11 protein-coding genes and 1 pseudogene are annotated in these 15,243 nt (G+C 41.1%); 2 read left to right on the top strand and 10 right to left on the bottom strand.

The features are described from left to right. Window positions 1–103: 103 nt before the first annotated feature. The 7 genes and pseudogenes from IEV17_RS16375 to IEV17_RS16405 form a co-directional block, all read right to left on the bottom strand. Window positions 104–2,020, bottom strand: a pseudogene (locus IEV17_RS16375) (efflux RND transporter permease subunit); the annotation flags it as partial. Between the two features lie 13 nt (window positions 2,021–2,033). After that, window positions 2,034–3,533 carry an efflux RND transporter periplasmic adaptor subunit gene (locus IEV17_RS16380; RefSeq protein WP_004658650.1) on the bottom strand — a complete coding sequence of 500 codons (1,500 nt, stop codon included), beginning with the start codon at window positions 3,531–3,533 and terminating at the stop codon, window positions 2,034–2,036. After that, entirely contained in the window at window positions 3,533–4,837 is a 1,305-nt protein-coding gene (locus tag IEV17_RS16385) for a TolC family protein (RefSeq protein WP_004658648.1), read from the bottom strand. Before IEV17_RS16385 ends, IEV17_RS16380 begins: the two co-directional genes overlap by 1 nt. 80 nt (window positions 4,838–4,917) lie before the next feature. Beyond that, the gene (locus IEV17_RS16390) at window positions 4,918–5,313 is read right to left on the bottom strand and encodes a hypothetical protein (RefSeq protein WP_002071399.1); all 396 of its coding nucleotides are present in this window, start codon (window positions 5,311–5,313) and stop codon (window positions 4,918–4,920) included. Between the two features lie 111 nt (window positions 5,314–5,424). After that, window positions 5,425–6,306, bottom strand: coding sequence for a copper resistance protein B (locus tag IEV17_RS16395; RefSeq protein ID WP_004658646.1), 882 nt, complete (start codon window positions 6,304–6,306; stop codon window positions 5,425–5,427). Further along, entirely contained in the window at window positions 6,293–8,212 is a 1,920-nt protein-coding gene (locus IEV17_RS16400; RefSeq protein ID WP_136695374.1) for a copper resistance system multicopper oxidase, read from the bottom strand. Before IEV17_RS16400 ends, IEV17_RS16395 begins: the two co-directional genes overlap by 14 nt. Window positions 8,213–8,300: 88 nt before the next feature. Beyond that, window positions 8,301–8,651 carry a hypothetical protein gene (locus IEV17_RS16405; RefSeq protein WP_004663992.1) on the bottom strand — a complete coding sequence of 117 codons (351 nt, stop codon included), beginning with the start codon at window positions 8,649–8,651 and terminating at the stop codon, window positions 8,301–8,303. Window positions 8,652–8,799: 148 nt separating this feature from the next. Here IEV17_RS16405 and IEV17_RS16410 point away from each other — a divergent pair, with 148 nt between their 5' ends. Both IEV17_RS16410 and IEV17_RS16415 read left to right on the top strand, forming a co-directional pair. Beyond that, window positions 8,800–9,480: a heavy metal response regulator transcription factor gene (locus tag IEV17_RS16410; RefSeq protein ID WP_004663993.1), complete on the top strand. Its 681-nt coding sequence runs from the start codon at window positions 8,800–8,802 to the stop codon at window positions 9,478–9,480. Further along, window positions 9,473–10,873 (top strand): heavy metal sensor histidine kinase, encoded by a 1,401-nt coding sequence (locus IEV17_RS16415; RefSeq protein WP_004663994.1) that lies wholly within the window; start codon window positions 9,473–9,475, stop codon window positions 10,871–10,873. Before IEV17_RS16410 ends, IEV17_RS16415 begins: the two co-directional genes overlap by 8 nt. A gap of 38 nt (window positions 10,874–10,911) precedes the next feature. Here IEV17_RS16415 and IEV17_RS16420 read toward each other — a convergent pair whose 3' ends face one another. From IEV17_RS16420 to IEV17_RS16430, 3 genes are read right to left on the bottom strand one after another with little or no spacing between them, the layout of a single operon-like run. Next, on the bottom strand, window positions 10,912–12,195 hold the full coding sequence (locus IEV17_RS16420) for an MgtC/SapB family protein (protein ID WP_004663995.1): 1,284 nt from the start codon (window positions 12,193–12,195) through the stop codon (window positions 10,912–10,914). Further along, window positions 12,192–14,567, bottom strand: coding sequence for a heavy metal translocating P-type ATPase (locus IEV17_RS16425; RefSeq protein ID WP_004663996.1), 2,376 nt, complete (start codon window positions 14,565–14,567; stop codon window positions 12,192–12,194). Before IEV17_RS16425 ends, IEV17_RS16420 begins: the two co-directional genes overlap by 4 nt. An 11-nt stretch (window positions 14,568–14,578) precedes the next feature. Beyond that, window positions 14,579–15,229 (bottom strand): methyltransferase family protein, encoded by a 651-nt coding sequence (locus IEV17_RS16430; RefSeq protein WP_004663997.1) that lies wholly within the window; start codon window positions 15,227–15,229, stop codon window positions 14,579–14,581. Between the last annotated feature and the right edge of the window lie 14 nt (window positions 15,230–15,243).

A 15,243-nucleotide genomic window follows, 5' to 3' on the forward strand; every position in this document is an offset into this window, starting at 1 on the left:
CGGCTGGTCAATCTAAGCAAAAATACCGTGTTGGATATCGTTAAAAGAAGTCGGAGTGAAAATCCTTAGCGTGCTATATTTTCCGTTTCCTGAGACGACCCCTACCTGAGCGCCATTCAGATCGTGGTTTGAACTGAATCGTGGTTTCAAACATTTCTAAAGGCGCAGGATCTGTTGCTGACTCAGCTCTCCCTGCTTTACCAAATACTGTCGCAACTTCTGGAACCGTTTTAATCATTCGATCTGTTTGCTGTAACAGTTCTGAGGCCTTGGCTGCGGACAATCCTGGTAAAGCTGAAGGCATATACAGTAAATCACCTTCATCCATATTCGGTAGAAACTCTCCACCTAATCGCGTTAAAGGAAAAAGACTAATAAGGAAAATTAGCAACGCACCAAATAAAGTGGTCTTTGGATGAGTTAAAACCTGATCCAACATAGGTCGGTATATTTTGATGAGGAAACGGTTCAATGGATTACGCTGTTCTGAAGGTAATTTCCCGCGGATCCAATAACCCATTAAAACAGGAATCAGGGTAATGGATAAACCAGCTGCCGCTGCCATGGCATAGGTTTTGGTAAACGCCAGAGGCGAGAACAAACGTCCTTCTTGTGCCTGTAAAGTAAAAATAGGAATAAAAGATAAGGTAATGATAAGTAAGCAAAAAAATAAAGCAGGACCAACTTCACTGGCGGAATGGGCAATAATATTCCAGCGTGCTTGAGTTTCTAATACTTGATTGGGATGTTCATGCTGCCAAGTCTCTATATGCTTATGTGCATTTTCAACCATCACAACCGCTGCATCAACCATAGCACCAATAGCAATGGCAATCCCCCCCAATGACATGATATTGGCATTTAGGCCCTGATAGTACATGACTAAGAAAGCCGACAAAATCCCAAGTGGTAAAGAAACAATAGCTACCATTGCTGATCGTAAATGCCAGAGGAAAAGTCCACAGACTAAAGCCACGACAATAAATTCTTCAATTAATTTATGACTGAGATTCTCGACTGCCCGATCAATCAGTTTACTGCGATCATATACAGGAACAACTTGCACTCCTTTAGGTAAACTTTGTTGCAATTCAGCCAGTTTTGCTTTCACAGCAGTAATCGTTTCACGTGCATTCTTACCGGCCCGTAAAATCACAACACCGCCAACAGTTTCACCTTGTCCATTCAGCTCAGTGATACCACGACGCATTTCCGGTCCGAGTTGAATAGTTGCAACATCGCCTAAAGTAACAGGAATCCCAAAACTATTTGTTTTTATCGGGATCTGTCGAAAATCTTCTAATGTCTTTAAATAACCAGAAGCTCGTACCATATATTCAGTTTCAGCCATCTCCAGAACTGAACCACCGGTTTCTTGATTGGCCTTTTGAATCGCTTCAATGACATTGTTTTGAGTAATTCCTAAGGCGGCCATTTTACTTGGATCTAAAACAACCTGATATTGCTTCACCATTCCCCCAATCGTAGCAACTTCAGCCACATTGGGTAATGTCTTTAGTTCATACTTTAAAAACCAGTCTTGTATGCTTCTCAGTTGTGAAAGGTCATGTTGTCCTGTTGGATCAACTAACGCATATTCATAAACCCAGCCAACGCCTGTGGCATCTGGCCCTAATGAAGATTTCGCATTTGCAGGCATTTTTCCCTGAATCTGGTTTAGATATTCCAATACACGCGAACGGGCCCAATAAAGATCGGTATGTTCATCAAAAATGACATATACAAATGAATCACCAAAAAAAGAATAACCACGAACCGTTTTAACACCGGGCACTGATAACATGGTTGTTGTTAAAGGGTACGTCACCTGATTTTCAACAATTTGTGGTGCCTGACCTGGGTAATTAGTTCTGACAATCACTTGTACATCAGATAAATCCGGTAAAGCATCAACCGGAGTATTTTTTACAGCCCAAACACCCCAAGCTGCCAGAATTAAAGCTGCCAATAAGACAAATACACGATTCAAAATTGAAAAACGAATAATACGGGCGATCATAATAGTTCTCCCGTTAGTTCTTCATAGATGCCATAGACATCTTTGAAATGTCAGAAATGACATAAGAATTTCCAACTTTTGTAAAACTAAAGTTGACCTGGTCACCTTGCTGAATTCGGGTAAATGGTTGTACTGGCTGTTTAAAGATCATGGTCATAGCACCCCAGCCCAACTCAGGAATAGCTTGGTGTGAAATGGTAATATCTTGATTTGTGACTTTTTCAACTTTACCAAGACCTTGATATGTTGACCTCTTAATCGTTTGAGATGATGCAATTGGTTGCCCAGTGTTGAGCTTATCCAATACGCCTTGCAAATTTGCTTCAGAATCAATCAGAAATTGTCCTGAAATCACTACTCTCTGACCAGCTTTCAACCCTTGCAGGACTGCAATTTTATTGCCATCACTTTGCCCTAACTGTACAACAACTGGTTCAAAACGTCCTTGCTCACGCCCTACAATGACAACATTCCGAGTACCTGTCCGTATAACAGCTTGCTCTGGTACAACCAAACTGCTTTGGGGATTATTTATTATATTGACAGAAGCAAACATCCCTGGCTTAAGTTGACCACTAGGATTTGATAATTCAATACGAACTTTAATAGTTCTTGATGTTGTATCTAAGGTAGGCAAAATGTCGATAACTTTGCCAGTTACTTTTTGAGAAAAAGCAGCAAAATTGGCTTCTACACTCATACCTCGTTTGATTCCAGCAATTTGTTTTTCAGGAACGGCTGCCTCTAGCCAAATCGGGTTGATACCTTTAATTGTGGCCAAGGTTTGTCCCATAGCCAAAGCCATACCATTGCGGACTTCTAGTGAATCAATAAATCCACTAATGGGAGCTTGCAAAGTTATATTAGATTGCACTCGACGAGTTCGCTCAACTTGATGAATCACATTTTGTGGTATTCCTAAAAGCTGCAAACGTTGACGGCTTGCTTGAATAAGGGAACGATCTCCAGTACGGAGCACAGCTAAAAATTCAGTTTGCTCTCCAGTCCATTCGGGTATTGAAATATCAGCTATAGGGCTTCCTTCGGTAACCATATCTCCAACAGCATGCCCATACACTCGCTGAACAAAGCCACTTGCTCTAGTTTGTAAAATAGCTGTTTGCCGTTCATTTGCTTGTAATATGCCATTAGTAAACATGGCATTTCCAATTACAGCCTGTTCAACAGTGCCGTAACGGATGGCTAAATTTTGTTGAAGAGATGGATCTATTTTGACTGTAGGACGACTTTCATCCGTCATCGCAGTATTTTCGTCTGCATATTTAGGTACCAGTTGCATGTCCATAAATGGAGACTTACCTGGCTTATCAAAATGCTGTTCAGGCTTCATTGGGTCGTACCAATACAACACTTTGGCATCCTGTTGCTGACCCGCTAAAGTAGATTGAGGATTGTCTTTCTGATGTGCTATCCAATATCCAGCACCACCACCTGCAACCAAACTAATTGTGGCAACTCCTATGACAGTCACTGCCAATTTATTTCTTAACATTATGGCTGCTCCTCAACATAGTTTAAGGTTGGTTCTTCAAAGGCAAAATAAAGTTGGGCTTTAGTCACAGCCTGTTGTTGTTGGAGATCAATGAGACGCAAACGTTGTTCTAAAAGAGATTGTCGGGCAGTAATAACATCAGACAAATTGCTTTTACCAGCTTGGTAGCTTGCCAACTGTAAACCCACTTTTTGTTTAGCGAGTGGAATACTTATTTGCATTGCACGTCTAATTTGCTGATCAAGCGCATCAAGATCAGATAACCCATCATCCAGCATGGTGAGATGTTCACGGTATTGAACTTCTTGATCGGCAATGATCCGGTTTTGTTCGGCTAAAGCTGCCTGAACGAGCGGCCCACTACGTCTTTTTGAAAATACTGGAAGCTCTGTTGTGAGTTGAACCCCGATCATATCGCCAAATTCGCGTGCTCGATGCTGATAAGCAAGCTCAATCCCCCAATCTGGTTTCTGTAAAGCCTGAGCTTGCTTCAGTTTTGCTTCAGCAGTTTTCTTTTCTGCCTGAAATGCTTTTAATTCAGGATGTTGATGCAAATGATGATATAACTTTGATGAATCAAGATGGATGGATGGAGCTTGGTCAGGTAAGGTTTCAATTTGAGTAAGGTTTTCGGTAGGCTCTGCACTGATCAAGCGATGCAACTCTAGCTTGGCTTTATTTAAATCACGAAGCAAATCATCCTTCTGGTCAAGCAATACCGTGGCTTCTTGTTTTGGATCAAGTGCATCAGCAACCATTGTCCGACCAGAGGTGACCTGTGTTTGGGTCATCTGAGAAAGTAATCGATTCTCTGAAAACAGTTCATCGTATAGCGCCAATTTACGCTCAAGATAAAAACGTTTAAACCAAGCAGATGCAACTTTTTGACGTAACTCAATACGTAGAATCTCAGTTTGAGCAGTGACTGAACCCAATTCAGCTTTTGCTAACTCGACCTCGGCTTGTCTTTTGGCGCGGTTTGGAAAATCTTGCATAACGCCAATTTTCTGCATGGTCATGCCATTTTGTGTGACTGACCATGACGCATCACCAGATATAGGATAATTCTCCAAACCGACAAATAATTTAGGGTTGGGTAAAATACCTGAAGCTGAAACCATATTCTCAGCCCCTTCAATTTGGGCACTATTTACTCTTAAAGTTGGAGCATATTGCTCGGCAAGCTTCAAAGCTGTATCCAAAGTCAGTGGCTGGGCATAGACTTGACCATAGACTAGAGAAAAACAGATCACACCTATCGGCCATCTCACCCTGCGAGATAGCTTTTCTTTATAAAATTTCATATTTTTAGCTCTAAAATGATATACACGCGCACGCGCAGAACATCCATAAAAAATGCTATGAATGACGAAGAATTATCAAATTAGTTAGAGCGTGGGGGCTTCCATAAACCTGAAGGGTATGGAGCAGGAAGATTTTGATCTGGAAAATAAAAGACTGATCGCTCTACGGGTGAGAATACCGTTGAGTGCAAAATGCTTTGAGGATCACTGGCGTACGCAATTTTGGCAAAAGACATAATGCAATCTTGCTCAGACATACAGGAAGGATCATGTAGCGTTTTTTTGACCTTTGCTTCAACTTTCATACAGTCGGTATGCATCATATCCTGGTTTTGAGATGCTTCCATTTGCATGGATTTCATCTGTTCAGATGGCATTAAACACCGCTTATGTACAGACGAAGCAGCAGCAGCCGATCCTACTAAAAGGATAGCAAACGATAAAAACAGCGATAGGCATGTTTTTAACCACTGCATAATGTCATGACCAAAATTTAAGCTTTTTTACTTTTACATATTTAGAAAAAATTAGCAATTTTATTCATTAAAATAGCAGCCTTAAGGCTGCTATTTTAATATCGAGACAAATTAAAAAACTAATTCAATACCTGCACCATATAGCCATCCCTTTTCAGAATCTGTTGCTTCTTGAAAAGGAGTTGATTTTTTTCCTTTCTCATATTGATAGGCTATATCAACAAATGGTCTGATACGTTTGGTAATCTCATAACGAGTTTTAATACCTGTCTTCAATTCTGACAACCCCGTCTTTGATGCAAAGTCAGAATTATCATTAAACACAACATCTGCTTCAATATATGGTTGAGTAATCAACTTTTGAGTGAGTAATAAATCACGGTCGAAATCAAAACTAGCTCCCCAGAAGTTGTCTTTTCCACCATAAAGGTAAGCTTTGGTCTCAAAGAAATAAGGAGCAAGACCTAATATACCAACGACACCATCGACTCGATCGCTGTTCTTGTTATTTTTATCCTCGCTGTATCTTAGACCAGCTTGTACATCCCAAAATGGTGCTACATTACGGCTATAAAGTGCAGACACATCATAATTGGGATCATTACTCTCTGCTTTATTCAGATTGGCTTCAACAAATACTCGATTCTCATCTGTTCCAATCAATGTTTCGAAACTAGAACCTAAACTACCCTTACCATCGTTATCAATTACCCACTCATTGGAAAATTTAGTTGTTTGGTAAATCTGTCCACCATGCTCGTTCAGATGTTTATCATGATTTTGGCTAAGAGCTAATTTGCCTTTTGAAGTACTTTGAGCAGCATTACGTTCAACATAGCCTAATCCTCCAGCTTCTTTTAAAAGCACATTCATACTTGACGTACTCTTATTTAGATTTTCAGTCGAATTATCATTAGCAAATGCCATACCTGCTAAACCAATTAAAGCAACTGATAAAAGTGTTTTTGAAAAAAGTTTTTTAGTGGTTTGCATGTTGATTCACTCCCTTATCATTTGCATGGGGTTGGGCAACGATACTTTTTGAATCAACATCATTGCTATCTACATTTGCCACAATGAGTTTGTTCATCATTCCAGCTGCCATGTGATATAACAAATGGCAGTGGATAGCCCATTCACCTAATTCATCAGCAGTAAGTAAAGTTGTAACTGTTTTCCCTGGTGGCACAATGATCGTGTGTTTATTTGGCATATTACTTGGATCTTGACCATTTTCAAGCTGCATAAACATACCGTGCAAGTGCATTGGGTGAGCCATCATACTGTCATTCACAAATTTCAAGCGTATACGTTCCCCATATTTCACTTTGAATGGTTCTGTTTCATTAAACTTCTTACCATTAATTGTCCAAATGTAGCGCTCCATATTCCCACCAAGACGGATTTCCATTTCACGTTCAGGGGCACGAGTATCTGGTTGAGGGTTTAAAGATTGTAAATCACTATACTGGAGTGCTTTTTGACCAACGGGTGTTGAAGCATTTGCCCATCCAAATACGGTATTATCATTCTTGTCTGAAGCCGACTTAACAGTAGCGCTATTCATCGGCATATCATGATTCATACCTTTCATAGAAGACATATCGTGATTCATGCCTTTCATAGAAGACATATCGTGATTCATGCCTTTCATAGAAGACATATCATGATTCATATCTTTCATTGAAGACATATCATGATCCATACCTTTCATAGAAGACATATCGTGATTCATGCCTTTCATAGAAGACATATCATGATCCATACCTTTCATAGAAGACATATCATGATTCATACCTTGCATTGAAGACATGTCATGATCCATCCCCATATCTTCCATAGTCAATAAAGAGCGAGGACGAGGTTTAGGCATCTCAATTTGTTTTACAGGTAAGGTATTTTCATCATGTAAGGTTCCAACCGAAAAACCAGTACGATCAATAGATTCAGCTTCAATTTGGTAATGTGCTTGTTTTGGTTCCACAATGACATCATAAGTTTCAGCAGTACCAATACGGAACTCATCTACAGGAACGGGCTTTACAGGTTGACCATCAGCACTGACTACAGTCATTTTTAGGTTTGGAATGCGTACATCAAAGAATGACATAGCGGAAGCATTAATAAAACGAAGGCGAACTTTTTCACCAGCTTTGAAGTTACCCGTCCAATTTTGCTGAGGTGTCTTGCCATTCATTAAAAATGTATAACCAGTCACATCGGACATATCTGTTTTCAGCATTCGCATCTGATTCCACATAGAACGGTCTTGCCAAGTCGCTTTTAGCCCATCACGTTTAACTTGTTTTAATACATCGAATACTGTTTCGCGGCGGTTCTGATAGTAGTCTGCTTCTTTTTTAAGATTTTTCATAATTTGATCACTTGTCGAATTATGAAAATCAGAAAGCAAAACAACGTAATCTTTATCGGTTTTTTCAGCAGCTGTTAGTGGAGTTTTATCTTTAGGATAAATAACAAAAGCACCATATAAACCGTCTTGTTCTTGTCCTTTACTATGTGAATGATACCAATAAGTACCATTTTGGCGGACTTTAAACTTATATTCATAAGTTTTATTAGGGGCAATGCCATTAAATTTGTTAAATCCAGGTACACCATCCATAATTCCAGGTAATAATAAGCCATGCCAATGGATTGAAGAGTCCTGATTTTTTAACTTATTGTGAACACGGATAACGGCCTCATCACCTTCTTCAAATTCAAGAAGTGGTGCAACGAATTTACCATTTACAGTAATTCTCTCAACTGGTTTTCCTGTGATATTTACAGTTTGTTCAGCGATTGTTAAATCATATTCTTTAACTGCCGCCATTACCCAAGTTGATGAAAATAAACCAACTCCTATTAAAAGGACATGACTTAATTTTTTAGACATTTATTTCACCTATCTAATATAAAGATGGGGAGCTCAAGCAAACCAATTATTCGCTTTAATCTCCCCAATCTTTCATTTATCGTATTTGTTATTTATTTGATGTATTTGACATGTTCATCTTTGAGTGGTCCATGTTCATCATATTTGAATGATCCATATTACCCATTTTAGACTGATCCATATTCATCATCTTAGAGTGATCCATCTGAGACATATCAGCCATATTGCCATGCTCATGCTGACTATGATCCTGTTGGGTTTTCTCATCATTCTTCATATTACAAGGTTTTTGGCATTTCTCTGACATTTTTGAGTCCGCTTTAGTTTCAGTGACTACAGTGGTTCCCTGTTTAGCATCGGCTGCCCAAGACTGAGTTCCTGCAATTAAAGTTCCAGCACACATTAAAATTGTTAGACTACGACGCACTACAGTTTTCATAAGTTTCTCTAAAAGTTAATTTCTTGCTACTACAATAAAGTGAAGCACTGAACATCTAAGTGACTTGAAAATGACATTTTTGTAATCTATCTCGATCAGATGTTTTATAACGTTATTATAGTTTTAATGAATAACTTAGGATTCGGAAATGAGAATACTATTAGTTGAAGATGAACAAAAAACTGGTGATTATCTCAAGCAAGGTTTATCCGAAGCTGGCTATATTACGGACTGGGTTACAGATGGGTTAACGGGTAAACATCAAGCTCTTTCTGAAGAGTATGACTTAATTATTTTAGACGTGATGTTACCTGGACTAAATGGTTGGAATATTATCAATGATATTCGTAGCAGCGGTAAAACAATGCCCATTCTTTTTCTTACCGCCCGAGATCAAATCGAAGATCGAGTAAAAGGTTTAGAGTTAGGCGCTGATGATTATTTAGTAAAGCCTTTTGCTTTTGCAGAGCTTCTAGCTCGAATAAAAACGCTCCTTAGACGAGGACAACAAAGAGAAGATAATAATATTATTAAGATTGCTGATTTAGAACTTGATTTGAGAAAACGTCGGGTAACACGAGCAGGTCAACGCATTGATCTGACGGCTAAAGAATTTGCGCTTATGGAGCTTTTTATGCGTAGAAGAGGTGAAATTCTACCAAGAGCACTTATTGCATCTCAAATTTGGGATATGAACTTTGATAGTGATACGAATGTCGTTGAAGTCGCTATTAAACGATTAAGAAGTAAAGTTGACAGTAACTTTACTCCCAAATTAATTCAGAATATTCGAGGAATGGGGTATGTACTAGAGGTAGAGGATGAATAATAATTTATTCAGAGCGATCAGTTTCCGGATCGGTATCATTTTCTCATTATCTACTATTTTCATTCTAATTATTATGGGTTTGTTCATAAATAAATTAGTAATGCATCATTTTGAAACTCAAGACCGTACCCAATTAGAAGGTAAAATCCAGCTTATTCAGAATCTTCTCCAACAGCATCCTAAAAATTCTCCAGAACTTGATCTTTATTTAAGAGATGCGTTAGTTGGACACCATGATCTTATGGTCCAAATAGAACGACCGACAGGTAAAGTTTTATTTAGTTCAGCATCCTCAATCATTAATACTCAAAATTTAATCAAGTCAGCAAATAATTCATGGATTAAATGGCAAGTTCAAAATAAGACCTATCGTGGCATGATCTACACTACAGGTATAAATAGAAATTCTGAAATACAATCTGTACGAATTATTGTTGGGATCGATACATCAGAACATCTACATTTTCTAAAAGATTTTAAGCGTCAACTTTTGTATATTGGTTTGGCTGGTACAATTTGTTTAATGTTTTTAGGTTGGTTTGCAACCTGGAGAGGTTTAAGACCAGTGCAAAAAATGGCTAAGGTCGCAGAAGGAATTTCTGCTCAACATCTTTCAGAACGTTTAGAAGTTGAGCATACACCAACCGAACTAAAATCATTGGCAATCGCCTTCAATGCTATGCTGGACAGACTAGAGTCAGCTTTAGAAAAACTTTCCGATTTTTCATCTGATTTAGCACATGAAATTAGAACACCGATTAATAATTTAATGACCCAAACTCAAGTATGTCTCGCCCGTAACCGAGATATTGGTACTTATCAAGAAATACTATTTTCTAATTTAGAAGAATTTGAACGTTTGGCTCGAATGGTGTCCGATATGCTTTTCTTGGCAAAAGCAGAACATGGCTTAAATTTACAGAACTTACAGAATATTGACCTCATTAAAGAAGTTACCACTTTATTTGATTTCTATGATGCGCTAGCTGCCGAAAAAAATATGACACTTCAACAAACAGGATCTGGCAATGTAAAAGGTGATCCTGCTATGTTACGTCGCGCACTCAGCAACCTATTGTCTAATGCAGTTAAATATGGAAACAAGAATTCTACAATACAGATAAAACTTCAACAGAATTTAGATAACACAATATTTTCAATTGAAAATGAAGGCCCTGAACTCTCTCCTGAACAACTATCCAGATTATTTGATCGTTTTTATCGAACAGATGCGTCTAGACAAAGAACAGAAGAAGGAACCGGCTTAGGGCTTGCCATAACAAAATCTATTCTTGATATGCTTGGGGCGACCATCCAGGCTGAATCCCTCAATGGTCGAATCATTTTTACCATTGTTTTTCAAAGTGAATCCATGCAAGGGGAATCATTTTAACTCATTTTTTGAACATCTTCCATTTACCCGAGTTGACCTTACATAAAGCTCAAACTGAGAGCCAGAGCTACGCCAGCACCTATCATGGCAATTGTGTAGCCAAATATGATAGCTCGGCCAAACTGTGCCCCCCCTGTCATCCATGCAATTGTCGCTTTGCTTAACATGTTGCTCAGTGTGGCCAGCCCTAGCGCGACAGCAGCCACATTTGTTGTTAAGCCTTCAGTACTATGCAGGCGGGCAAGTGAGACTAAAATAGCATCTACGTCTGCTAGCCCAGAAATAGTCGATAATACGAAGATGCCGCTGGTGCCCAACCATTGTTTTGCTGCCGGGACCAAGACTGCCATGACAGCCAGGAAAGCAGCGAAGCTGAATGCTGTCCCAAGATCAAAAGGAGCCATTGCTTCTATTGTTCGATCGTTGTTTTCAGCGCTGGTAATTTGGCGTTGTCTCCACAATGCCATACCCAGCAGAAGGATTCCCGCAATCATCATTGCACCACCAAAAGTGCTTAGCAATGCTGGCTCAATGACGCCTATCAGCACAACCATACGAAAAAACATGATGCCACAGGCAGCCAATGTTCCAGATATAGCAGCACTGACCATGACGGGGTGCTGGCGTGTATAGCGTGCCAGTGCGACAGTTGCAGCTGTAGAAGATGCCAAACCACCCAATAGACCTGTCCAGAATATGCCTCTTTCTGAACCGGTAAGCCGCATGGCAAAATGACCTGCCAGAGAGAGTCCGGCAATCAGGATCACTGCCCACCATAACTGGTAAGGATTTAATGCAGCAAAAGGTCCCAGACCCGTATTGGGTAAGTAGGGTAATATAACGACAGAAAGTACCAGCAACTGCAGGGATGCGGTTAATTCACGATGCTCTATCAAGCGTAGCCAACCGTGTAAGGTTGGCTTGAGATCCAAAAATACAGCGACGATTACAGCCGCGGTTAATGCTAAAGTAACATTACCATGGGATGCATATGCACCTAAAACTAATGTCAACAGCATCGCGATCGTCGTGGTAGCGCTTAGATTACCGGAAAGTTTTGCGGTACGCGCGTAGGACACTGTTAATAATAAGGAAAGCCCTAATACGGCCGCGACCAGCGGCCAAGGCCCGAAGTTTGGTTGTAAATGACCGAGCACTCCTCCGAGCAATCCTGTCAATGTGAAGGTACGTAGGCCTGCTACTCGGCTGCCCTCGGGCAATTCACGATCGTGCCATCCTCGTTCTAAACCAATGAGCAGGCCGATGGCAAGTGCTGCAATAAGACCTGGTACATCTGGTGGAAGAAAAGAACTCTCTATCATAACTTTTTATTTCGCAGGCGAAGGGCATTCGTGATGACTGAAGCTGAACTCAAACTCATAGCCAAGGCGGCAATCATCGGTGACAACAACCAACCGGTAAATGGATATAGTACGCCAGCCGCGATAGGGATACCCAAAGCATTGTAAAGGAAAGCAAACATGAGGTTCTGTTTCATGTTGCCGACAGTAGCTTCCGAAAGTGAACGGGCAACAGCAATCCCTCGTAAATCTCCCTTGACCAGCGTAACTTGGGCACTATTCATTGCAACATCAGTCCCGGTTCCCATAGCGATACCGACATCAGCTTTAGCCAAGGCTGGTGCATCATTGATGCCATCACCAGCCATAGCCACGATGCGACCTTCCTTCTGCAATTTGCTGACCAGTTCTAGTTTATCTGCGGGTTTGACTTCGCCATGTACCTCATCAATGCCTAGACGTGCTGCGACTGAACGGGCAGTGGTGAGACCATCTCCTGTTGCCATCACGATACGTAGACCCGCTTCCTTCAGGGTGGCAAGTGCTTCTGGGGTATTTTTTTTGATGGGATCGGATACTGCAAGCAGACCGGCCAATTCACCATTGATGGCTAGATGCATCACACTTGCACCTTCCGAACGCAGCTCTTCGGCTTGCGGAATCAGAGATTGTACCGAGATACCCAATTGCTCCATCAGTGCTGTGTTGCCCAAAGCTAACTGACGATCGCCCACTTGACCTCGAACACCAATCCCTGAGCCCGATTCAAAATTATCTGGTGTTTCAAGAGACAGGCCACGTTCGTGTGCTGCGTTTACAATCGCTTCGGCTAGCGGGTGTTCACTGCCTTGATCAAGACTGGCGGCTAAACGTAATACTTCAGATTCGTCAAAATCTGATGCGGCAACTACACGATCGAATACAGGGCGTCCTTCAGTTAACGTACCTGTTTTATCGATGATTAGTGTGTCAATCTTGCGTAGATTCTCAATGGCTGCTGCATCACGGAACAGCACACCATGAGTAGCACCTTGACCCGTCGCAACCATGATAGACATTGGAGTTGCCAAGCCTAGTGCACAAGGACAGGCAATAATGAGTACTGCCACAGCATTGATTAATGCATAAACCCAGCTTGATTCTTCTGGGCCGAATAGTCCCCATCCAAAGAAGGTAAGCAAGGCAATGGTCACTACAGCCATGACGAACCAACCTGCTACCTGATCAGCCATACGTTGCATTGGTGCTCTCGATCGTTGAGCTTGCGCCACCATCTGTACGATCTGGGATAACATGGTACTTGAACCAATTTTCTCTGAACGCATGATCAATGAACCATTGGTATTCAGGGTAGCTCCAATGACTTTATCGCCGATACGTTTAGTGATAGGTAAAGGTTCACCTGTCAGCATCGATTCATCCACTGAACTACTTCCTTCAGTGATTACACCATCCACAGGCACTTTTTCACCTGGGCGAATTCTGAGTAAATCTCCTACATGGACATGCGTTAGAGGAACATCTTCTTCAGTTCCATCAGGCAGGATTCGGCGAGCTGTTTTAGGAGCGAGCCCAAGGAGTGACTTAATTGCAGCAGAAGTTTGCGAACGTGCTTTTAACTCCAATATTTGTCCCAGTAGGGTCAATGAAATGATGACCGCTGAAGCTTCAAAGTAAACAGCAACACGACCCATGGAAATAAATGAGTCTGGGAAGATTTGCGGTGCAATGGTTGCGACCACACTATAAATAAATGCAGCTCCAGTGCCCAAACCAATCAGCGTCCACATGTTCGGGCTGCGATTCACAACCGATTGCCAACCCCGGGAAAAAAATGGCCAACCTGCCCAAAGTACAATTGGGAGTGACAACACCAGTTCAATCCAGCTCTGAACAGCCATATTGAACAGGTTCATTTGATGACCAAACATCGCCAAAAAAGTCACGATGATGGTCAATGGCAGTGTCCACCAGAAGCGTCGGCGGAAATCACGTAACTCCGGATTCTCATCTTCCTCTAATTCAGGAATGAGTGGCTCCAGTGTCATTCCGCATTTAGGACAGTTTCCAGGATGATCTTGCCTGATTTCTGGATGCATTGGGCATGTATAGATGGTCGTACCTGTTGTGCTTGCCGCATTAACGTGTTGAACAGTCTGATGATGCTGTGTATGTGCATCGGCAGTCGTCGTTGCGGGTTTAGCGATATATTGCACCGGGCTGCTATGAAACTTTGATTGACATTTATCACTGCAAAAAAAGTAAGTTTTCCCCTTAAATTCCTCATGGTATTTCGATTCTTCAGTGACGGTCATACCACAGACTGGGTCTTTCAGTACGTCTGTTGTAGCCTGTGCCATATGGTCCTGGTTATGATTTTTTTGATCTGACATAAATAATTCTCTTATGGAAAAGTGGTTTTATGGCCGAATTTTGGAATAAATCTCGGAGTCTGTTGAGCATAGCTGTCATAGACAGCGCCAAACTGTTTACTCATTTCAGCCTCTTCCTTAATTGCCAAGCGGCTGTACATTAAGAGTAGGATTGGAAACATAATCAGTGTCAGTAAAGTTGGCCATTGCAATAAAAAACCCAGCAAGATCATCACAAAAGCCACGTATTGTGGGTGACGTATACGTGCATAAGGGCCTGTGATCGCTAAAGAATGCTGACGTTGCGCGTTGTACAGCACGTGCCATGACGTTGATAACAGGTAAAATCCATAGCCCAAGAAAACGTAACTGGCGATATGCAAAATGCCAAAATGTGGATCACCTTTTTCACCTAATAGCGTTGACCACAAGTGACCTGCATTATGAGAAAGTAAGTCAAGTTGAGGGAAGCGAGTTTGAAGCCAACCAGATAACAGGTAAATGGTTAAAGGAAAACCATACATTTCGACAAATAGAGCAATGATAAAAGCCGAAAAGGCCCCAAATGTACGCCAATCGCGCGCAGTGGAAGGTCTAAAAAAACTGAAAGCGAACATGATAAAAACTGCTGAGTTAATGATAACCAGCGTCCATAAACCATAAGCCGATTCCGCATGATTCATGATGGATCTCCTGA

It is taken from the genome of Acinetobacter modestus (assembly GCF_014636095.1).
Taxonomy (GTDB): Bacteria; Pseudomonadota; Gammaproteobacteria; order Pseudomonadales; family Moraxellaceae; genus Acinetobacter; species Acinetobacter modestus.

Bases quoted from the DNA above. Each gene is read 5' to 3' on its own strand.
- IEV17_RS16420 (WP_004663995.1), bottom strand. From the start codon at position 12,195: ATGATAGAGAGTTCTTTTCTTCCACCAGATGTACCAGGTCTTATTGCA.
- IEV17_RS16385 (WP_004658648.1), bottom strand. From the start codon at position 4,837: ATGAAATTTTATAAAGAAAAGCTATCTCGCAGGGTGAGATGGCCGATA.
- IEV17_RS16380 (WP_004658650.1), bottom strand. From the start codon at position 3,533: ATGTTAAGAAATAAATTGGCAGTGACTGTCATAGGAGTTGCCACAATT.
- IEV17_RS16395 (WP_004658646.1), bottom strand. From the start codon at position 6,306: ATGCAAACCACTAAAAAACTTTTTTCAAAAACACTTTTATCAGTTGCT.
- IEV17_RS16425 (WP_004663996.1), bottom strand. From the start codon at position 14,567: ATGTCAGATCAAAAAAATCATAACCAGGACCATATGGCACAGGCTACA.
- IEV17_RS16410 (WP_004663993.1), top strand. From the start codon at position 8,800: ATGAGAATACTATTAGTTGAAGATGAACAAAAAACTGGTGATTATCTC.
- IEV17_RS16405 (WP_004663992.1), bottom strand. From the start codon at position 8,651: ATGAAAACTGTAGTGCGTCGTAGTCTAACAATTTTAATGTGTGCTGGA.
- IEV17_RS16430 (WP_004663997.1), bottom strand. From the start codon at position 15,229: ATGAATCATGCGGAATCGGCTTATGGTTTATGGACGCTGGTTATCATT.
- IEV17_RS16400 (WP_136695374.1), bottom strand. From the start codon at position 8,212: ATGTCTAAAAAATTAAGTCATGTCCTTTTAATAGGAGTTGGTTTATTT.
- IEV17_RS16415 (WP_004663994.1), top strand. From the start codon at position 9,473: ATGAATAATAATTTATTCAGAGCGATCAGTTTCCGGATCGGTATCATT.
- IEV17_RS16390 (WP_002071399.1), bottom strand. From the start codon at position 5,313: ATGCAGTGGTTAAAAACATGCCTATCGCTGTTTTTATCGTTTGCTATC.